At 33.7% G+C, this 22,608-nt stretch carries 16 protein-coding genes; 14 read left to right on the top strand and 2 right to left on the bottom strand.

Annotated elements, in window-relative coordinates:
• Position 1 precedes the first annotated feature (1 nt).
• Positions 2 to 1,018, top strand: a complete 1,017-nt coding sequence (locus K6T82_RS02025; protein WP_223704345.1) for a M28 family peptidase — start codon at positions 2 to 4, stop codon at positions 1,016 to 1,018.
• 209 nt (positions 1,019 to 1,227) lie between these two features.
• Here K6T82_RS02025 and rho read toward each other — a convergent pair whose 3' ends face one another.
• Complete coding sequence (rho, locus tag K6T82_RS02020) at positions 1,228 to 3,096, bottom strand: transcription termination factor Rho (RefSeq protein ID WP_223704344.1); 1,869 nt, start codon at positions 3,094 to 3,096, stop codon at positions 1,228 to 1,230.
• Between the two features lie 182 nt (positions 3,097 to 3,278).
• Here rho and K6T82_RS02015 point away from each other — a divergent pair, with 182 nt between their 5' ends.
• The 3 genes from K6T82_RS02015 to K6T82_RS02005 all read left to right on the top strand — a co-directional run bounded on the left by K6T82_RS02015 (position 3,279) and on the right by K6T82_RS02005 (position 5,395).
• Positions 3,279 to 3,689, top strand: a complete 411-nt coding sequence (locus K6T82_RS02015; RefSeq protein ID WP_223704343.1) for a DUF4293 domain-containing protein — start codon at positions 3,279 to 3,281, stop codon at positions 3,687 to 3,689.
• Positions 3,690 to 3,813: 124 nt separating this feature from the next.
• Positions 3,814 to 4,473 carry a response regulator gene (locus tag K6T82_RS02010; RefSeq protein ID WP_223704342.1) on the top strand — a complete coding sequence of 220 codons (660 nt, stop codon included), beginning with the start codon at positions 3,814 to 3,816 and terminating at the stop codon, positions 4,471 to 4,473.
• 10 nt (positions 4,474 to 4,483) lie between these two features.
• Positions 4,484 to 5,395 (top strand): sensor histidine kinase, encoded by a 912-nt coding sequence (locus K6T82_RS02005; RefSeq protein ID WP_223704341.1) that lies wholly within the window; start codon positions 4,484 to 4,486, stop codon positions 5,393 to 5,395.
• 3 nt (positions 5,396 to 5,398) lie between these two features.
• On the opposite strand, the gene K6T82_RS02000 is transcribed toward K6T82_RS02005, so the two are convergent.
• Entirely contained in the window at positions 5,399 to 5,893 is a 495-nt protein-coding gene (locus tag K6T82_RS02000) for a metallophosphoesterase family protein (RefSeq protein WP_223704340.1), read from the bottom strand.
• Positions 5,894 to 6,146: 253 nt separating this feature from the next.
• Here K6T82_RS02000 and truA point away from each other — a divergent pair, with 253 nt between their 5' ends.
• From truA to K6T82_RS01950, 10 genes are all read left to right on the top strand, one after another.
• Entirely contained in the window at positions 6,147 to 6,881 is a 735-nt protein-coding gene (gene truA, locus K6T82_RS01995) for a tRNA pseudouridine(38-40) synthase TruA (protein ID WP_223704339.1), read from the top strand.
• A gap of 80 nt (positions 6,882 to 6,961) precedes the next feature.
• On the top strand, positions 6,962 to 8,716 hold the full coding sequence (locus tag K6T82_RS01990; protein ID WP_223704338.1) for an ABC transporter ATP-binding protein: 1,755 nt from the start codon (positions 6,962 to 6,964) through the stop codon (positions 8,714 to 8,716).
• Positions 8,717 to 8,732: 16 nt separating this feature from the next.
• Complete coding sequence (locus K6T82_RS01985; RefSeq protein WP_223704337.1) at positions 8,733 to 10,304, top strand: histidine kinase; 1,572 nt, start codon at positions 8,733 to 8,735, stop codon at positions 10,302 to 10,304.
• Positions 10,305 to 10,390: 86 nt separating this feature from the next.
• A complete protein-coding gene (locus K6T82_RS01980) occupies positions 10,391 to 12,988 on the top strand; it encodes a zinc-dependent metalloprotease (protein ID WP_223704336.1) in 2,598 nt (865 codons plus the stop codon).
• Between the two features lie 15 nt (positions 12,989 to 13,003).
• Positions 13,004 to 16,345, top strand: a complete 3,342-nt coding sequence (locus tag K6T82_RS01975) for a SusC/RagA family TonB-linked outer membrane protein (RefSeq protein WP_223704335.1) — start codon at positions 13,004 to 13,006, stop codon at positions 16,343 to 16,345.
• Between the two features lie 12 nt (positions 16,346 to 16,357).
• Positions 16,358 to 17,677: a RagB/SusD family nutrient uptake outer membrane protein gene (locus tag K6T82_RS01970; RefSeq protein ID WP_223704334.1), complete on the top strand. Its 1,320-nt coding sequence runs from the start codon at positions 16,358 to 16,360 to the stop codon at positions 17,675 to 17,677.
• A gap of 149 nt (positions 17,678 to 17,826) precedes the next feature.
• Positions 17,827 to 18,591, top strand: a complete 765-nt coding sequence (locus K6T82_RS01965) for a LytR/AlgR family response regulator transcription factor (protein WP_223704333.1) — start codon at positions 17,827 to 17,829, stop codon at positions 18,589 to 18,591.
• 225 nt (positions 18,592 to 18,816) lie between these two features.
• Positions 18,817 to 19,401 carry an NUMOD4 domain-containing protein gene (locus K6T82_RS01960; RefSeq protein ID WP_184161009.1) on the top strand — a complete coding sequence of 195 codons (585 nt, stop codon included), beginning with the start codon at positions 18,817 to 18,819 and terminating at the stop codon, positions 19,399 to 19,401.
• Positions 19,402 to 19,957: 556 nt separating this feature from the next.
• Positions 19,958 to 21,346 (top strand): dihydrolipoyl dehydrogenase, encoded by a 1,389-nt coding sequence (lpdA, locus tag K6T82_RS01955; protein ID WP_223704332.1) that lies wholly within the window; start codon positions 19,958 to 19,960, stop codon positions 21,344 to 21,346.
• Between the two features lie 362 nt (positions 21,347 to 21,708).
• Positions 21,709 to 22,587 (top strand): helix-turn-helix domain-containing protein, encoded by an 879-nt coding sequence (locus K6T82_RS01950; protein WP_223704331.1) that lies wholly within the window; start codon positions 21,709 to 21,711, stop codon positions 22,585 to 22,587.
• Positions 22,588 to 22,608: the final 21 nt, after the last annotated feature.

Raw genomic sequence — 22,608 nt, 5'->3', positions numbered from 1 at the left:
GATGAAAAAATTATTCCTACTATTATTAGTTGTTTCTGCGTACTCTTGTAAAACTGCGCAGTCTACAGCATCTAAAGACAATTCGAACCCAACCAAATACATTAATTCTATTTCTGAGAAAGATTTAAAGAAAATGCTTTACACGATTGCTTCTGACGAAATGGAAGGACGCGAAACAGGTTCTCCAGGACAGAAAAAAGCAGGTCTTTATATGATTGAGCAATACAAAAAAAGCGGGATATCTTTTCCTAAAGGTGCTTCAGATTATTACCAACATATTCCTGCATCTTACTTAAATGCAAGACGTAACGAAAATCTGGCAGATTCTGAAAATATTTGGGCTTTTATTGAAGGCTCTGAAAAACCAGATGAAATTTTGGTAATTTCTGCACATTACGACCACGTCGGAATCAAAAATGGTGAAGTTTACAACGGAGCTGATGATGACGGTTCGGGAACTGTAGCGGTTATTGAAATGGCTAAAGCTTTTGCTAAAGCTAAAAAACAAGGTCACGGTCCAAAACGTTCTATTTTGTTTCTTCATGTAACTGGTGAAGAGCACGGTTTGCATGGTTCTCGTTTCTATTCTGAAAATCCATTATTTCCAATTGCAAACACAATTGCAGACATCAATATCGATATGATCGGTCGTCGCGATGTTGAGCATTCAAACACCAACAATTATGTATATGTAATTGGTGCTGACAGATTATCATCTGATTTACATAATGCTGTTGTGGCGCAAAATGAGAAATACATCAAAATGGATTTAGATTTTAAATTCAATGACCCAAAAGACCCAAATCATTTTTACGAGCGTTCTGACCACTATAACTTTGCAAAACACGGTATTCCGTCTGTTTTCTTCTTTAACGGAGTTCACGAAGATTACCACGGAAAAGATGATACAGCAGAAAAAATCGAATACGATGCTTTAACCAAAAGAACCAAATTGGCTTTTTCAATTGCCTGGGAATTGGCAAATAGAGAAAACAGACCGGTAGTTGATAAAAAATAGTTACAAAGGGACAAAGGTTCAAAGGGACAAAGACTTCTAATCTTTGCCAATAAAAAAAGGATGAGTAAAACTCATCCTTTTTTTGCATTTTATATTTTATCAAAGGGAAAAAACTTTGTTACTTTGTTACTTTGTCTCTTTCTAAAAAACTCAAAGAGAAAACCTTTGAAGCTTTGTCCCTTTGCCCCTTTGCCCCTTTGCCCCTCTAACTAATCATTCATCGAAATCAAAAACTCTTCGTTGTTTTTGGTTTTCTTGAAGCGGTCGTTTACAAAATCCATAGATTCTACTGGATTCATATCTGAAAGATATTTACGCATAATCCACATTCTTTGTAAAGTTTTTTCGTCTAATAATAAATCGTCGCGACGTGTACTAGATGAAGTAAGATCGATTGCAGGGAAAATACGTTTATTAGCTATCTTACGATCTAATTGTAATTCCATATTACCTGTTCCTTTAAACTCTTCGAAGATCACTTCGTCCATTTTAGAACCAGTTTCTGTTAACGCAGTTGCAATGATACTTAACGAACCTCCATTTTCAACATTTCTGGCAGCTCCAAAGAAACGTTTTGGTTTTTGCAATGCATTAGCATCAACACCTCCACTTAATACTTTTCCAGATGCTGGTTGAACTGTATTGTAAGCTCTTGCCAAACGAGTGATCGAATCTAATAAAATCACCACATCGTGACCACATTCTACTAAACGTTTTGCTTTTTCAAGAACGATATTAGCAATTTTTACGTGTTCTTGAGGTTCTCTATCAAAAGTTGAAGCGATAACCTCGCCACGAACACTTCTTTGCATATCTGTAACCTCCTCTGGACGCTCGTCGATAAGAAGAACAATCAAATATACTTCAGGATGGTTGGCTGCAATTGCATTTGCAATATCTTTAAGAAGCATTGTTTTACCCGTTTTTGGCTGAGCAACGATCATTCCACGTTGTCCTTTTCCAATTGGCGAAAACAAATCTATAATTCGGGTTGAAACTGAACTGCCTTTTTCAGCAAGTTTGAATTTTTCTGAAGGAAAAACTGGTGTCAAGTGTTCAAAAGAAACTCTATCTCGAACCACTTGCGGATCGTGTCCATTGATTTTCAATACACGAACCAAAGGAAAAAACTTCTCTCCCTCTTTTGGAGGACGAACCACTCCTTTTACAGTATCTCCGGTTTTAAGACCGAATAATCTGATTTGTGAAGTAGACAAATAAATATCATCCGGAGAAGCTAAATAATTATAATCTGATGAACGTAAAAATCCGTAACCGTCAGGCATCATTTCAAGAACACCTTCACTTTCGATAATTCCGTCAAATTCGAAATCTGAATCTCTGAAATTATTGCTTTTTTTATTTTTATGATTAGGATTTTGATTATTGTGATTTCCGTTTCCGTTACCGTTCCCGTTTTGATTTTGATTCTGATTCGGGTTTTGATTTTGGTTTTGATTCTGGTTTTGGTTCTGGTTTTGGTTCGGATTCTGATTTTTGTTCTGATTAGGATTAATCTTTTTTGCAGGAGCAATTGGTGGAGTTTTCTCGGCTATTTCAGCTGCCGGCTCAACAACTACTTCTGATGGAGCTGCCTCTGAAACTTCTTCAGGAGCAACTTCTTTTACAGCTTCCTTTTCTTTTTTCAGCGCTACTTTTTTCTCGTATGCCGACTTATTAAATTTTACAATTTTAGGCTCTTTTTTTGCTGCTGGTGCTTTATTTACCCTAGCTTCTACAGTTGCTGTTTCTGCAATTGGTTCAACTGTTTCTGCAATATCGTTTTTTTGAACAGGTTCCTCTACTTTATCAAATTCTAAAACGGGTGTATTCTTGGTATTTGCTGCTTTTGTTTTTGCTGGTGCAATTCTGGCGCGTTTCGGTTTGTCTTCTTTAGCATCAGAAACAGCTTCAGTTTGAGGAGCCTGAGTAGGTGCAGTAGTGCTCTCTTGGTGTGCTAAAATTTGACTAATTAAAGTCTCTTTTTTGACACCGGTAATCTTTATTGTTTTAGCTAACTTAGCTATTTCTTGAAGCTCAGCAAGCTTCATTTCTTTTAATGCAGAAATATCAAACATGAATGTTCTATGAATTTAATTATTTTAAAGGAAATACTGTAAAAAGAATGGTAGATAATTAATTTGAATTGACCGCAGTATGAAGTGCTTACGGTATTATGATGCAATAATACGAATAAAATTTTATCATACAATAGTATTTTAAAAAAAGAAAATATATTTTTGTAAAACATTTTTCGATCATGATACAAAGAATTCAGACTGTATATTTATTTCTAGCTTTTGTTGCAACGGGCATCTTAATGCTTTTTGTTCCGCTATGGACAACTAGTGCAGGAAAGCCTTTCTTTTTTATGCAGGATATGGTTTATACTTTTTTGTTAGGCTTAACAACCATGTTAACTTTCATTAGTATAATTTCATTTAAAAAGAGACAAAATCAGTTTGTGTTAAACAGACTGAACATAATATTAAACTTAATTTTATTAGGATTATTTGTATATCGATCACTAAATTTATCTGGAGAGACTGAAGTCTCTGAGAAAGGTATTGGGATGTTTATGCCGATTGTTGCTATCGTGTTATTAGTTTTAGCTAATAAGGCCATCAAAAAGGATGAAGATCTTGTAAAATCTGTAGATCGTTTGAGGTAAACCTATAAACTTAATTTATTTGTGCGAAGAAGACCCGAATTTAATTATTCGGGTTTTTTTGTGATTAAAATCAACTAATTGTAGGTAAAATTTTATAATTTTGCATTTTAATTATTTTCACAAAATGACTCCCAAAATAAAAATCCATCTTGCAGATGATCATCAGGTTTTGATTGATGGACTTTCAAACTTATTAAAAACGGTTCCTAATTTTGAAATCGCAGGAAGCTCACTAGATGGCACAACCGTTTACAATGATGTTTGCGAAGACAAAGCTGATGTTTTAATCCTAGATATCAGTATGCCTAAAAAAGATGGAATTGAAACTTTAAAAGAATTTAAAGAAAAAGAATCATTTTGCAAGGTCATTATATTATCCAGTTATGATGACTTAAAAATCATTAAAGAAGTAATGAAATTAGGTGCAAAAGGCTATCTGACCAAAAATTGTGCAGGAGAAAATATAATTGAAGCTGTTGAGGCCGTTTACAATGGTCAGGAATATTTTAGTGATGCTGTAAGAGAAAAGATCTTCAATACTTTTAAAGACAACCCAAAACTGAATCAAAATGTAGTTATTGAAAACCCTATTTTGAGTCCGCGTGAAACAGAAATTATAACTTTAATTGCATTGGAATATAGTGGAAAAGAAATTAGTGAAAAACTTTTCATCAGTTCGCATACTGTCGAAACGCATCGAAAAAACATCATGAAAAAACTAAACATTAAAAGTACCATTGGTTTAGTGAAATATGCACTTAAGAACAATTTGATTAATCCATAAAACTTCTTGTATGTTTGGCTTGTATTTTTTCTTGTCTTTGCTTTTTTCTTTTAATGCTAAAGAAAATTTCCTCAATCCAGAAGTTATAAAAAAACAAAAGATCGAAGTTTCTTTAACCAGTCCAACAGACAAAAAAACAATTATAAACACAACAGAACAGCTCCGAAACAAAAAAATAGTCAGCTTGTCAATCATCCTTATCATTATTGTTTTTCTCCTCTTCTATCTTCTCTATCAAAACAATAAATTAAAACAAAAAATAAAGCGAAAAGACACCAAACAAAAGATCCTTCTTAACATTATAAATTCGGGAATTGATTCGCAGGAAATAGAACGCAAAAAATTAGCTTCTTTTTTGCATGACAACATCAACTCACTGCTTTCTTCTGCTGGATTACATTTGAATACATTTACAGCACAGCATAATGTAAAATCGGATGAAATTGAAAAAACAAAAACTATTCTTTCTGAAGCTCATGAACTTTTACGCGATATGTCGCACGATCTGGTTCCGTCACTTTTAGTTCGTTTTGGTTTGATTTATGCTTTGGAAGATTTATGCGAAAAAAACTCCAATTCGGCTATTCAATTTGAATTCTCAAGTTCTGTTCCTATCAGCAAAAGATACGTTGAAAAATTTGAAATGAAGGTTTATTTTATCGTCAGTGAATTATTCAACAATATCATCAAACATAGTGCTGCCCAAAAAGCTACACTTTCTCTAGCTGAAAAAAACAATCAGCTTATTTTAAATATTCATGATGATGGAATTGGTTTTAAAACCCAAAAATTAAAAGATGTCGAAGGTTTTGGTTTAAATAGAATTAGGGCAAGAATCCAAAAATACAAAGGTACTTTATCAATAACTTCAAAAGTCAATATGGGAACCAAAATAAAAATTCACATTCCGCTGCCTCAATAAAATTTACTTCGCTCCTATTTCGATAATTTCCAAATCTTTGATTTTATCATCATCAATTACAAATCGCAACATCGTGCGCATTTGATGAAAACCGCTTTTTCCTGCCGCACCTGGATTCATATGAAGTAGATTATTTTTTTTATCAAACATCACTTTCAAAATATGCGAATGTCCACAAATAAATAATTTAGGCGGATTCTGAGCCATTTCTTCTCTCACATTCGGATTGTATTTCCCAGGATAACCTCCGATATGTGTAATCCAAACAGAAACATTTTCGCACATAAATCGATTGTTTAATGGAAATTCCAATCTAGCTTTTGCATCGTCTATATTTCCGTAAACCGCTTTTAAGGGTTTTAACTTTTTGATGGTATCTGTAACATTCAAATCTCCAATATCTCCGGCATGCCAAACTTCATCGGCTTGAGCTACATATTTCAAAATAGTATCATCAATGTGACTGTGCGTATCGGAAAGAAGGAGGATTTTAGTCATTTTTTTTTTAAGGGACAAAGGTACAAAGTGACAAAGTTACAAAGGTTTTTTTGTTTTTAGAAACAAAGGGACAAAGTTACAGAGATACAAAGTTTTTCTATACACACAATACATTACCAACTATAACGCTAAGCAAATACGCTTCTACGGCTTAGTCGATTTATTAGCAAAAGAAAAAACTTAGAACCTTGGCATCTTAGCATCTTAGAACCTTTTTTCATAACTTTGCGCCTCAGAACCTCTGTCCCTAAAAATGAGATATTTTATTCAATTCGCTTACAACGGAACCCATTATCACGGCTGGCAAATACAGCCAAACGCTTCTTCTGTTCAAGAAACCTTAAATAAAGCTTTTTCGATTTTGTTAAACGAAACGATCAGTATTATGGGAGCCGGAAGAACCGATACTGGTGTTCATGCGAGTGAAATGTACGGACATTTTGATACAGAAAAGATTTTGGACATTCCTGCTTTGGTTCATAAGCTTAATTCTTATTTACCAAAAGATATAGTGATTTTTGACATCATTTCAGTTCATGATGATGCGCATTGCAGATTTGATGCTAAAAAACGAACTTACGAATACCATATCAACACCATCAAAAATCCATTTTTGCAAGAACTGAGCTGGTATGTTACGCAGAAACTTGATGTAGAATTAATGAATCAAGCGGCACAATTATTATTGAAACATACCGATTTTCAGTGCTTTTCAAAAGTTAATACCGATGTCAATACTTTTGATTGCACGATTTTTGAGGCCTATTGGAAACAAGAAGGCGGAAAACTGATTTTTACCATTTCGGCAAATCGTTTTTTAAGAAATATGGTTCGCGCTATTGTTGGCACTTTGATTAATATTGGTTTGAAGAAAATTACTTTGGCCGATTTTGAAAACATTATTGCCAGCAAAAGCAGAGAAAAAGCAGGATTTTCGGTTCCTGCACATGGTCTATATTTGACCAAAATAGATTACGATTATTTATAGCAATAAGCTATAAGCTGTAGGCAATAAGCTCCAAACTTTTGCCTAAAGCTTAAAGCCTAAAGCTTAAAGCTTAAAAATAAATGAAAGCAAAAGCATTTGATACTGGATTATTTAAAAGAATTTTAAAATATACAAAGCCTTATAAATGGCGTTATTACGGCGTAATTATTTTTGCCATTTCGCTTTCTATTTTTGCAGCACTTCGCCCTTATTTACTAAAAGAAACGGTCGACGGCTATATTAAGACTCATGACAAAATGGGTTTATTGTTGTACATTATTTTAATGGGTGCAGTTTTGCTCATGGAGGTTTTCTCTCAATTTTACTTTGTTTATTGGGCAAACTGGCTAGGACAAGACATTGTAAAAGATATCAGAACAAAACTTTTCAAACACATTTTGAGTTTCAGAATGAAGTATTTTGATTTGGTGCCCGTTGGTCAGCTTGTTACGCGTGCAGTTTCTGATATTGAGTCAATTGCCCGTATCTTCAGTCAGGGTTTATTCATGATTATCAGTGATTTGATGAAAATGCTAGTCGTGCTGATTTTTATGTTTTATATGAATTGGAAACTAACCTGGATTGTGGTTGTTGCCATGCCGATCTTGGTTTATATTACAAGAATCTTTCAACGTAAAATGCAGATTGCTTTCGAGGAAGTTCGTACACAAATTGCTAACATGAACTCTTTTGTGCAGGAACGTGTTACGGGAATGAAAATCGTTCAGCTTTTCAACCGTGAAAAAATAGAAGCCGAAAACTTTAAAGAAATCAATAACAAACACCGAGTTGCTTGGATTAAAACAATTTTATACAACTCGATATTCTTCCCGATTGCCGATATCATTTCTTCTATTACGTTAGGTTTAGTTGTGGTTTATGGTGGATTCAGAATTTTAAACGGAGATCATTTTACGACCTTTGGAGATTTATTTTCGTATACGATGTTTATCGGAATGCTTTTCAATCCGCTTCGTCAAATTGCGGATAAATTTAATGAGATGCAATTAGGAATGATTGCTGCCAATCGTGTTTTTGATATTATTGACACACAAGATCATATTCAGGATACTGGAAAAATTGAAGCTCCTGTTTTTAACGGAAGTATCGAATTTAATGAAGTTCGTTTTAGTTATATTCCGGAAGAAGAAGTCATAAAAGGAATTAATCTATCTGTTTCTGCCGGACAAACGATTGCAATTGTTGGATCTACCGGAGCAGGAAAATCGACTATTATTAATTTATTGAATCGTTTTTACGAAATCAACGGTGGAACCATTTCCATTGATGGAGAAAATATCGAAAACTATACTTTGGCTTCCTTAAGAAAACAAATCGCTGTGGTTTTACAAGATGTGTTTTTGTTTGCTGATACGATTTACAACAACATCACTTTGCATAATCCTGAAATTACCCGCGAAAAAGTAATTGATGCAGCAAAGAAAATTGGTGTTCATGATTTTATTATGAACCTTCCGAATAATTATGATTTTGATGTAAAAGAACGAGGCGTTATGCTTTCTTCTGGTCAACGCCAGTTGATTGCTTTTTTACGTTCTTACGTAAGTAATCCGAGTATTTTGATTTTGGATGAAGCGACTTCTTCTATTGACACCTATTCTGAAGAAATGATTCAGCGCGCAACTGAAACGATTACAAAAGGAAGAACTTCTATTATTATAGCGCACAGACTAGCAACAATTGTAAATGCAGACAAGATTGTGGTGATGGATAAAGGATTGATTGTTGAACAAGGAACGCATCAGGAATTATTACAAAAAACTGATGGGTACTATAAAAATTTATATGACTCGCAATTTGCTGTTGCGAATTAAGTCATAATGGTATTCTTTGAAATTTAGACTAAAAAATATTACTTCAAGAAGAGCGTTCGTAATTTACGTCATTGTTTCAATTCTTATTACGGTTTCTTCGGTTTACATTTTAAGTAATTTGATTACTGATTTGACCGAAAAATCGAACGAAGATATGGCGCAGCGTAACTTCATTAAAAAACAGGAATTTTTATCTCAAGAATTATCAAAATTTCTGGAACAGGAAAAAAAGATCCAGCATGTTTTACAAATAAGCAACGTTTCGAATCTTGATAATAATTTACAATTACTTTCTTCGCTTCAAGCGAATAATAAACTGATTGTACATAATTGGTTTCAGATTAATGAAAACAGTATTCATTATGGAAATAATGAAATCTCAGACGAAACCAAAAAAGACATAAAAAATTTTCTTTTTCAAAATAAAATCAAACAACATATTAGTATTGTTATTCCTCATGGAAAGGATTGGATTTGGCGCATTTATTTCAAACTTGTCTCCGCAAATAAAACAACCGTTCGATATGGTTATGATATTGATTTGGGTTTGCTTCATACTTATATTTCAAAAATAGACAAAACGGCTTCTAATTATGCTTTTGTTTTTGATAAAAAAGGCACCTGTGTTTACCATCCTGAAGCGGCTTTTATTGGAAAAAACATTTTTAGGGTTTCTTCTTTTCAGGCTTCTGATACGATATTCACCAAAAAACAGGATTTTGCAAAGAGAATTACAATGTCTGAGTTTTTAAAATTGGATGTTATTCGCTTTACTAAGAAATTAGATGTAAAAAATTCAAATTGGTTTGTCTGCGTTAACTTCCCTAAAATTTTTGTGGATGAAAATGTCGCGCAGATTAAAAAATATTCTACTTTAATTTATTCTATTACAACGGTAATGTTACTGTTGATTTTCTATCTTTTCTCTTATGCCAACAGACGCGCTTACAGAGAAAAGGGAATTGTTATTGAAGAGAAAAACAAACTTTTGGTAGAAAACGAAAAGATAATTAAAGAAAAAGCATTGATCCAGCTGCAGCAATTAAAGGAGCAAATTAATCCGCATTTTTTGTTTAATTCGTTGAATTCACTTTATATGCTTATTGGAAGCGATATTAAAGTGGCACAGAAATTCACATTGAATTTATCTCGTATTTATCGTTATTTAATTGATCCGCCAGAAAAGAACATTGTTCCTTTAAAGGATGAACTTTTATTTATAGAAAAATATATCTTTTTGCAGCAGACCCGTTTTAAGGAAGAATTATTCTTTTCTATTGAAATAGAAAACGAAACTGCGTTAAACAAATACATCCCATATCTTGCTCTTCAGATTGTGGTTGAAAATGCTATTAAACACAATTCAGCAACACAGGAAAGTCCATTAACTACAAAAATCCTGATCAAAAGCGATCAAGTCATCATCAGCAACAATCTCCAAAAGAAACTGAATGCAGAAACAAGTACAAAATTTGGATTAAACTATCTGAAGAGTATTTATAATTATTACTCTAAAAGCGAATTTAAGACATCAGAAAAAGATGGCACTTTTGTCTGTATCCTTCCATTACTATCCATTCACTCCTAAAAAAAAGCCATTCACTCCCTTTTGTTTTTTTTCTGAACTAAAATCAAATAGTTTCGGCTCAAAAATTAACCTAAACTTAACATCTGATGAATGAAAAGGCATTCCTGCATAATTTGATAACATTTTGCATACTTCTATTATTATTATCACCTCTTACTGTTCATTCTCAAAAGAAAAAGAAAGACAAAAAAGAAGAGACCACTGAAATTAAAAAAGATTCTACCGATTCTAAAAAAGGTAAAAAATACGATGACCTTGTTAAAAAAGGCACCGTTAAAAAAGGTCTTTTTAATATTATTCAAGTCAAAACCGATGTTTATTTTGAAATCCAGGATAGTTTATTTAAAAGAGAATTTCTGGTTGTCAACAAATTATCTCAAGTTCCTTTTCAGGTAAACGAAGCAGGTTTAAACAAAGGAATGAATTATGAAAACAAGATTATTAGTTTTTATAAAGATACAATTGCAAAGAAAGTCTGGGTAAAATCGTATGTTCCTAAAGTTTCTTCGCCAAAAGAAGATGCGATTACAACATCGGTTAAAAATAATTTTGCAGAATCTATTATTGAAGTTTTTGATATTGAAACTAAAAATAATGATTCGACTTCTGTTGTTATTAAAGTAAATAAGATTTTTGACGGAAAACAAAAAAGCTTCAATGATGTTTTGAGCAACATTGGTTTTGGCGGTTCTGTTAAATCTGAGCTTTCTTATATTGAAGGTTTAAAATCTTTTCCTCAAAATATTGTGGTGAAGTCACAACTCACAACTTCTGTAAGCGAAGGCGGTCCAGCTTTGTCTGTAACGCTTGGCGTAACAAGTAATATTATTTTATTGGATAAAACTCCAATGGAACCTCGTTTTTCTGATAAACGAATTGGCTTTTTTAGCGAAAAGCATTGGTATTTTGCCGATGCACAGCAGGCAATGCTTGAAAAAGAATTGATTACCCGTTGGCGCCTAGAACCCAAAAAAGAAGATGAAGAACGATATTTAAAAGGTGAATTAGTGGAGCCGAAAAAACCAATCGTTTATTACATCGATCCTTCTACTCCAATCCAGTGGAGAAAGTATATTATTGATGGCGTACACGATTGGCAGGCAGCTTTTGAAAAAGCAGGATTTAAAAATGCTGTTATTGCAAAAGAACCTACTGAAAAAGATTTAGATTTTGATATTGATGACGTTCGTTATTCTGTAATTACATACGCAGCATCTCCAAAATCGAATGCGATGGGTCCTTCTGTCGTTGACCCAAGAAGTGGTGAAATTATAGAAGCCGATATTATCTGGTGGCATAATGTTATGACTTCGCTTCAAAGTTGGATGCGTATTCAAACAGGTCCAATTGATCCTAAAGCCAGAGGAAATAAATTCAGCGACGAACATATGGGAGAAGCGATCCGTTTTGTCTCTTCTCATGAGGTTGGGCACACTTTTGGTCTAAAACACAATATGGGTTCTTCTTTTGCTTATGATGTTGAATCTCTTCGTTCTAAAGAATTCACAGCAAAAATGGGCGGAACTGCTCCATCAATTATGGATTATGCTCGTTACAATTATGTAGCTCAACCAGAAGATAATGTAACGGTGATTACTCCAAAAATTGGGGAATATGACAAATATGCTATCGAATGGGGTTACAGATGGTTTGGTCCAAATGATAATGAGACTTTAAACCTAAATACTTTAATTGCAAAACACCAAAACGATCCAATTTATTTCTACGGAGAACAGCAAGAAAGCATTGTTGATCCGCGTTCACAGTCTGAAGATTTAGGAAATGATGCAGTTAAAGCCAGCGAATACGGTTTAAAAAACTTAAAACGTGTTGTAGACAATATCATCAATTGGACTTACGATAAAGATCAGTCTTATTATGAAACTGGAAAATTATACATCGGAACAATCGGTCAATGGCAGTTATACAACCGTCATGTAATGAATAATATTGGTGGAGTTTATTTGAATCAAACCGTTCATGGAGACAACAAACAAAGTTATATTCCGGTTCCGGCAACAATGCAAAAAAGAGCTGCTGATTATTTAGCTAAAAATGTACTTACGATTCCGCAATGGTTGTTTTTCAATGACATTTTAGACAAAACAAATCCGTTGAAAGATTCTCCACTTGGCCCTTACGAATATACGCCATATACACTTTCGAGAGAATTGCAATACAGTATTCTGTACGATTTATTCAGCGATGATCGTTTGCTTCGAATGACGGAAAACGAATTGTATCAGCGAAATAAATCCAAAGACCCTGTTTTTACCGTAAATGACTTGTTTAAAAAAATGCATCAGAACGTATTTGCAGGAACAATTGCAAATAAATCATTATCGATTTTAGAGCGTATGACGCAAAAAAATTATGTAGATGTTTTAATTGTTTCAACAAACAAATTGTTTGAAAAAACAGATGCAAAAAAACTACTGGATATTCAACAGACTTTAAATATGCCTCATCTTTGCAGTTATTTAGATGATGCTCATATGGTACGAAATATCAATCAGTCATCTTTAAAAAGAGTTACAGAAGTAACTTCAGATAAAAAAGGAGAATTAAATAAAATCCTTCAATTATTAAAAACTAAAAAGAATACAGGAGACCAATCTACCCAAAACCATTACCGCGATTTGATCCAACGAATCGAAAAAGCCCTAAATAATACAACCTTTTAATACACAACCAAAAACATGACAAAAATTTTACAAGCCTTACTGCTATTCCTGGCCATCGCAGGATATTCGCAGGAATCCCGAACTATTTCGGGTATTGTTTTAGACGAAACCGACAAATCGCCAGTACCAGGGGCGTCAATTTTCGTAGAAAACAATTCTATATCTAGCAAAACAGCCATGGCTGGAATTATTCAAAGTGAAAGCATCGGAACTACTTCAGATTTTGATGGTAAATTTCAATTAAAAGTACCTAAAAATGTTACCGCATTAAGAATAACATTTATGGGTTACAAAGCGTATACTTTAGATTTATCTTCTTCTCAAAAAGAATATACAATCAGCTTAAAATCTGATATTGGAAAACTTCAGGAAGTTGTGGTTACCGGTTATCAAAAAATTGAGAAAAGAAAGTTGACTTCTGCAATAGCAAAAGTAGACATGGCTGATATTCAACAAGCGGGAGTTGCAAGTGTGGACCAAATGTTATTGGGACAAGTTGCGGGAGTTGCTGTAACGACACCATCTGGAGCGCCGGGAGCACCAGCTAAAATCAGAATTAGAGGAACTGCTTCTCTTAACGGATCTCAAGATCCTCTTTGGGTTCTTGACGGATTACCATTAGAAAGTCAGGATGTACCTAAAAACTACGATAAAGACAACATCGATTTATTGACCAATTATTCTATTGCTGGATTAAATCCTGATGATATTAAAGACATTACCATCTTAAAAGATGCTGCGGCAACTTCTATTTATGGTGCGCGTGCTGCCAATGGAGTTATCGTAATTACCACTAAAAAAGGTAAAAGTGGTAAAATGACAATTAACGTTAACACTAATACTTTTGTTACACTTAAACCAGATTTTGATAAATTGAATTTAATGAATGCCAACCAAAAAGTTGATTTTGAACTTGGTTTGGCAAGTCGTTCCGATTTAACGTACAGAGATACAAATGGTCAAGTAGCGCGTATCTTAAACGGAGCAAATGAATTGGACACTTTTAGAAATGGCGGATTTTCTGCTTTAAGTCCAGCTACTCAAAATTCTATTAACGCTTTAAGAAACAACAATTTTAACTGGGGGAACTTAATTTACCAAAACGCTATCAATACACAGCATGGTTTAAGTATGTCTGGTGGAGGCGAAAAATCAGACTACTATTTCTCTACAGGTTTTTATGATGAGCAAGGAACAACTATCGGAACAGGTTTCAAACGTTACAATTTAACTTTAAAAAACAACTACGAAGTATCGGATAGATTTAAAGTTGGCGTTGGCCTTTTTGGGTCAGAATCTATAACAAAATCTTACGTTACCGATGTAAGTGCCAATACAAATCCTTCTAATTATGTAAGAAATGTAAATCCGTACCTGACACCTTTTAATGCTGACGGAAGTTATAATTATGACCAAGATATCACTGGATATTCTGATCGTTACATTCCATTTAATATTGTAGAAGAAAGGGCAAACACTTCTTACGATATAAAAACAAGAGCCATAAAAGCGATTTTAGATGCAGAATACAAAATTACAGATCATTTAAAAGCGAATAGTCAACTTGGTCTTCAGTTAGACCATAGTGGTACAGAGAAATATGCTGGTCAAAACAGTTATTACACAAGAAGATATAGAGAAAAATCACGTTACTTTTCTAATGGTAATTTTAATTATTTCCTTCCAAATGGTGGTGTAATTGAAAATTCTAATAATGACTTTTTTCAATACAATTTAAAAACAACCCTTAATTACTCTAATGTTTTTGCAGATAAACATGAGGTTGAAATTATGGTTGGTAATGAACTAAGAAGAAATTATCAAACTGCTATTTTCACAAAAGGATTCGGTTTTGATGAAAACACTTTAACCACACAGCAAATCGTTTTCCCGAATGCTGACATGGCAAACAACTCTGAATACAAAACCTATCGCAAAGAGCAAAATGAAAATGCATACGCTTCTTTCTTTGCAACGGCTTCTTATACCTACAACAGAAAATATACTTTCTTTGGAAGTGCAAGATATGATGGTTCTAATTTATTTGGTGTAGATCCAAAATACAAATATTTGCCACTTTGGTCTACTTCTGCAGCTTGGTTGGTTTCTCAGGAAAACTTCTTAAAAGACAGCAATGTTATTTCTAACTTAAGACTGAGAGGTTCTTATGGTTTACAAGGAAATGTCGACAAAAACACTTCTCCATTTGTTGTAGGAGAAAACAAAACAACAACAATTCTTCCGGGGCAGATAGAACCTACAATTGTAGTAATTAATCCGCCTAACGAAAAATTACGTTGGGAAAAAACGACGAGCACAAACATTGGTGCAGACCTTGGATTGTTTCACAACCGTATTAGTATTATTGCCGATGTTTACGGAAGAAAAAGTGCCGATTTATTAGGTAATAGATCATTACCATTAGAAAATGGTTTTGAATTTACAAACATGAACTGGGCTCAGGTAACCAATAAAGGTTTCGAACTTTCTATCGCAACAAAAAATATTGATCGTCCAAACTTTAAATGGACTACCAACTTTAACCTTGCACAAAACAAGAGTAATGTTGACCGTATAGAAGTTCGTGATACTGATTATATGCCAAACAAAGAAGGACGTCCTGTAAATGCAATTTTCGGATTTAAAACAAACGGAATTGATGAAAACGGAAATCCATTATTCGTAAACAAAAAAGGAGAAACAGTAAACAGTCAGACTTTCTTCGGATTGTATGATGTTTTAGCAGACGTATTCCCAGGAGCGTTTTCTCAATCTAACTTATCTGCGGCAGAATTTAGAGATTTATTTACTTATTTAGGAGATAGAGACCCTAAATATACCGGAGGTATTACCAATACTTTCAAAGTGGGTAATTTTGATCTAGCAATTGTGGCTTCTTTTACTTTAGACCAAACTATGGTTGAAACTCCACCTTATTACGGAGCAGAAGTAGACAGAGGATTAAATTATTCTACTAGAATTCTGAATGCTTGGTCACCAACAAATACATCTTCAAACCTGCCTGGTATTACAAGCCAGACTTCTGGAACAGGAGATTCATGGATGGCTTACCAATGGTATTCTGGAGGAAATCAAATTAAAACCATGAATTATCTGGATACCTGGGTAAATAAAATGAGTTATATGAGATTGAACAGTATGCGTTTAGGTTATACATTACCAAAGGCATTTACAGATCAAATTAATATTTCAAGTATTAGACTTAATGTTGAAGCAAGAAACTTATTTGTAATTAGTTCTGATTTCAAAGGTTACTTTGATCCTGAAACTTACGGAAATATTTATGCACAGCCAGTTCCTAAGTCATTTACTATAGGATGTAATGTTACTTTTTAATACTATCAAAAGATGAAAAAATACTCAAAATATATATTGTTTTTTATCGCAGCGCTTACTGTAAGCAGCTGTGATGATTATCTGGATGTAACGCCTGTAGGTAAAGTAATTCCGGAAACATTACCACAATTTCGTGCCGTTTTAACAACAGCATATTCTACTTATCCACAACATAAATCATTGACTGAAGTTCGCGCAGACGAGCTTACGTTGAATGAATTTAGCGATGATTTTATCTACTATAGAGACATCTACATTTGGAAAGACGCTAATCCAGACAGGATTACAACCTCTTTTCAATATGCGAGTTTATATAATGTAATTTTTTACACCAATGTTTTAATCAACGAAGCTTCTAAAAAAATCGAAACTTCTGCAGAAAGAGACCAATTAATCGGAGAAGCTTACGCCTTAAGAGCAATGGCTTATTTTGATTTGGCTAACCTTTTTGCAAAACCTTATAATGCGGCAACTGCAGCAAGCGACAAAGCAGTTCCATTAGCTTTAGAAATAGATTTAGAGCAAGCTTTTATTCCTGAAAGTGTAGAAGTAATTTACAACCAGATTATTTCTGATACTAACGAAGCAGAGAAATTACTAAATGTAACATCTCAGCCAAAAGGATTAAATTACCGTTTTTCTAAAGCTTCATTGTATAGTTTAGAAAGCCGTATTTATTTGTACCAAAAACAATGGCAAAAATCGCTTGATGCAGCAAACAAAGCATTGGCAATCAAAAATAATTTAGTCGATTTAAATACTACTAAAGTTTTAGCCAACAGATTTGACGGTGTAGAATCTATTTTAGCACTTGAAAATACCTTTATTAATATTTTAAAAGCAGCATCATATGCTTCTCCAGACTTAATTGCGACTTATAACAAAACGACAGATTTACGTTATTCGCTTTACTTTTTAGCAAGCGGAAGCCGTTTCAGAATCCAAAAAGGTGGTGAAGATGCACAGAAATGTTCTTTTAGAACTTCTGAATTGTATTTGACAAAAGCAGAAACATTGTTAGCATTAAACAATTTGGCAGATGCAAAAACAACTGTATTAGATTTTGCTGCAAAACGTTACACACAAGCGGGATTATCTCAACTAGCAACTTCAGTTAATGCAATGAACGCAACAGATTTAGCAACCTTTATTGGTGATGAAAGACGTCGCGAATTTGCTGCCGAAGGTCACCGTTGGTTTGACTTGAGAAGAACTTCTCAAAAACAAATTATTCATACTGTAGACGGAGACGCATACACATTGATACAAAATGATCCGCGTTATACCATTATTTACCCAGCAGACGCGAGATTGAATAATCCCAATCTATAATTTTACCTAATTGTTTTTTTAAAAGGCTCAGTTTTTACAATTGAGCTTTTTTTTATACAAAAAAATTGAGCAACAAAAGGTCTTCTTTTTTGCGAATAATAATTAGTCAATTATCTTTGCAAATAATTCCGTGACCCAAAATTTATAAAATGAGAATTGCTATTGTCGAAGACGAATATCTGGCTTCAAGCTATCTAAAATCCATTTTAGAACAGCAGGATATTTTGCCGGTAGCAGAAATCAATGTTATAAAATCGGTCAAAGAAGCAGTAATTTTCTTTAGTGAAAATCGAGTAGATTTAGCTTTTATGGACATTCATTTAGGTGACGGAAAAAGTCTTGAAATTTTCGAGAAAACAATCATCTCCTGCCCTGTCATCTTTATTACAGCTTACGATTCTTATGCCATTTCGGTCTTCAAACATTTTACCATTGATTATCTTTTAAAACCTTTTGAAGAATCAGAATTATTAGAAGCACTTTTCAAATTCAAAAAAATTAAAGACAGTTTTAATAGCAATTCAACGCTTCAATCTTTAGTTGCAATAGAAAATCCTGAAAACAATAAAATACAGCATCATTTCTTAGTTAATCACGGTTACAAACTGATTTCTATCAATGAATCTGAAATTACCTATTTTGCGGCAACAGGAAAACACCTTTTTATTCATGTAAAATCTGGAACCAGTTATTTGTACAATAACACTTTAACAGAGATCATAAACAGCCTTGATCCGTTTCATTTTTTTAAAATTAATAGAAAGTATATTGTCAGTCGAGACATTATAAAAGAAGTCATAAGACATTCACACCAAAAAGTCGAATTAATTTTAACTGTTCCTTCCGTCGAAAATGACGCTATTTTTATCAGTAAAAAAGAAATAAACAACTTTAAAAATTGGCTTGACCAATAAAATAATCGTAATTTAATCTAAAATTTACGCTTTCGCGGAAAATAGAAAAACTGCATATTTGACAATTTGTGATTTAAAATCCGACTAAAAACTGTCAAAATGATTTCAAAACGTTAAAATAGCGTTATAGAAATCATAAAATTGATATTTCAGTATCAAGTAGATAGCCGACTTTTTTGGTTTATTATTTATCTTTGAGAGTATAGAAATCAAATGTAAAAGAATATGCCACAAAATCGATTTTATCCAAACGAACAATTTAAAGAAATAGAAATAAACGCCTCATTACAATTAAAATATGCCATTTCGAACAGAGGAAGATTAATAAGTTTTACTGACGAAATTGAAAACGGCCGAATACTAAAAGGTGGATTAAGCGACGGATACCCAACTTTCCGTTTTAAGGTTAAAAAAGACGATAAAATCGTAAATAAATATCTCTTCTTATACAAATTAGTTGCCCAATATTTTATCCCGAAAGATTCCGAAGATCAAACTTACGTTCTTCATTTGGATTACAACAGAAGTAATGATGACATCAGCAATTTACGCTGGGCAACCAAACAGGAAATGATGGCACACAGCCGAAAAAGCCCACGTGTTATTCAGGCAAAAAAGAATCTTATCGAACACAATCTAAAAGCCGACGGAAGAAAATTAACCACCACAAAAGTGATGTTGATCAAAAAAATCCTAGCCAGACCGGAACAAAAAACGCGTCTAAAAATGATTGCGAAACAATTCGGCGTAAGCGAAATGCAGATCAGAAGAATCGCCAGCGGAGAAAACTGGGGACACGTTAAGATTTAATTGTTAGTTGTTAATGGTTGATGGTTAATTGAAACGTGAATTGTCAGGCTGAGCGGAGTCGAAGCCCACGCAAAGTTATTCTACAAGCAATAAAATAAAATTATAAAAGCCACAGATTACACAGATTAACACTGATTTTTAAAAATCATTTTAATCCTAATAATCTGTGGCTTATTTTTTTTATCTGAAAAGAAATTTGCATTTTACAACTAACCTGAACGTCTGTCAGACTGAGCGAAGTCGAAGTCCACACAAAGCACTTCGACTTCGCTCAGAGTGACATCGAATGCGTAAATACTCTAAAGTGACTTCAACTATTTTTTCAGATTTATTTCCAAAATTCCAAAAATCACTTCATAATTCACAATTTACAATTCACAATTACTTCAGTTTCTGTGAAAAGACCAAAATCTGTGACTTTAAAAACAAATTTTCAGGTGTTCGTTTAAAATAAATCCTTAAATTCGCAATCACAAATAACAAAAGAATAAATCGAAAGATGAGTTTCGGAATTGTAGAATTCATTTTTCGATAGTTAATACTAAAAACAAAAAAAATGAAATACGACGTTATTGTTTTAGGAAGTGGTCCTGGAGGATATGTAACAGCGATTAGAGCTTCTCAATTAGGCTTTAAAGTAGCTGTAGTAGAAAAAGAAAATCTTGGTGGAGTTTGCCTTAACTGGGGATGTATTCCAACAAAAGCACTTTTAAAATCTGCTCAGGTTTTTGATTATTTAAAACATGCTTCTGACTACGGATTGAAAGTTTCTGAATTCGATAAAGATTTCCCAGCTGTTGTTCAACGTAGCCGTGGTGTTGCGGAAGGAATGAGCAAAGGAGTTCAATTCTTAATGAAAAAAAACAAAATTGACGTTATCGAAGGTTTTGGTAAATTAAAACCAGGAAAAAAACTTGACGTTACGGATAAAGACAATAAAGTTACAGAATATAGCGCTGATCACATTATCATCGCAACTGGTGCTCGTTCTCGTGAGTTACCAAATTTACCTCAAGATGGTGTAAAAGTAATTGGATACCGTCAGGCAATGACTTTGCCAACACAACCAAAATCTATGATTATTGTTGGTTCTGGAGCAATTGGAGTGGAGTTCGCTCACTTCTACAACTCAATGGGAACTGATGTTACTATCGTAGAATTTATGCCAAACATCGTTCCTGTAGAAGACGAAGACGTTTCTAAACAAATGGAGCGTTCTATGAAGAAAGCGGGTGTAAAAATCATGACAAACTCTTCTGTAGAAAAAATTGATACTTCTGGAAACGGAGTAAAAGCAACTGTAAAAACAGCTAAAGGAGAAGAAATTCTTGAAGCTGACATCGTACTTTCTGCAGTTGGAATCAAAACAAACATCGAAAACATCGGATTAGAAGAAGTTGGTATTGCTGTTGACAGAGATAAAATCTTAGTAAACGCTTACAACGCAACTAATATTCCAGGATACTACGCAATTGGAGACGTTACTCCAGGTCAAGCTTTAGCTCACGTTGCTTCTGCTGAAGGAATCAACTGTGTGGAGAAAATCGCTGGTATGCACGTTGACCCAATTGATTACGGAAACGTTCCTGGTTGTACTTATGCAACTCCAGAAATTGCTTCTGTTGGTTTGACTGAAAAACAAGCTAAAGAAAAAGGTTACGAATTAAAAATTGGTAAATTCCCATTCTCAGCTTCTGGAAAAGCAAAAGCTGCTGGAGCTGCTGACGGATTCGTAAAAGTAATCTTCGATGCTAAATACGGAGAATGGTTAGGATGCCACATGATTGGTGCTGGTGTTACAGATATGATTGCTGAGGCAGTTGTAGCTCGTAAACTAGAAACTACTGGTCACGAAATCTTAAAAGCAATCCACCCTCACCCAACAATGAGCGAGGCTGTTATGGAAGCTGTAGCTGATGCTTACGGCGAAGTAATTCACTTGTAAAAATATACAATGTAAAGATTCATCTTTACGGAGTTATATATAATTTTCAATTTATAAAAATCCGATTTGCGAAAGTGAATCGGATTTTTTTATTCTCCCTTTTTGTCATTTCGACCGAAGGGAGACCCGAGCGACAGCGAACAGAAGAAGTAAATCACACAAGAAACTCCAAAAAGTAAATTACGACTCTTTGTCAAAGTTTAAAACTTTGACAAAGAGAATCGCAAAATATAGTTACGAATAAATGCAGATTTCTCCTCCCTACAAATAGTCCTAAAATTACTTTTGTATATTTGACTACATTACAGCCTTTTAAAAAATTATCTAATTATCAAATTGACTAATTTTCTAATTCAAAAAAAATGACCACCGATATCATAGAAGTAAATAATTTCATTGTCTTGATCGAGCAGTCCAATTCTGACAAAGAGTTTGTGCAACGTTGCGAAATTGACGGCGATGCAGTTGGTTTTGCTTTTTATGGTTCCGGAAATGTCGAATTAGAAATTAAACACAACGACCAAACCAAATATTTAATGAACACAACAGGTTTGGCAATTTCCTTTTTCGGAAATCAAAAAGTTGGTTTTGCCCATAAAATTACACCTGAAAAACCTTTACAATCTATTAGTATTTTTGCTAAACTGAAAACTATTCAGAATTTACCTCAAACAGAAAAAGAGATTTTCGAGAAACAATTGCCCGAATTGGTTAATCCAAATTCTCATTTTGTAAAAGGCCCAACTCTATTTATGACTTTAGAAATGCAATTGGCTGTTCAAAAAGTATTCAATACAACTTATACAGGCAACACTAGACTTCTATTTCTGAAGAGTCAGATTAATGAATTATTGGCGCATTATTTTGCTCTTCTTTCCAGCGAAAAGAAAACAGATTTAACCGAAAAAGACAAAGAAAAACTTTTTCAGGCAAAAGATATTGTCAGCACTAATTATTCTAAACCACCAACAATAACCGAATTATCCAAACTGATTGGATTGAACAGCAACAAATTAAAAAAGAATTTCAAAGATCTGTTCGGAATTCCGGTTTACAAATTCATTCATGAAGAACGTCTCAATAAAGCTTACGAATTACTTTGCAACAGCGAAAAAACAGTACAAGAAACCGCTTGGGATGTTGGCTACGAAAGTTTGAGTTCGTTCTCAAACGCCTTTCAGAAAAAATTCGGATCGAGACCAAACGAAGTCAGAAAACAATTCTTTTCAAACAAATCTTAATTCCTTTCAGACAAATGTTTT

Origin of the sequence: Flavobacterium potami, assembly GCF_020026915.1 — a bacterium.
In the GTDB taxonomy this organism is placed as follows: Bacteria; Bacteroidota; Bacteroidia; order Flavobacteriales; family Flavobacteriaceae; genus Flavobacterium; species Flavobacterium potami.
Note: the sequence above shows the minus strand (reverse complement) of the source record. Positions and strands in the feature narration are given on the sequence as shown.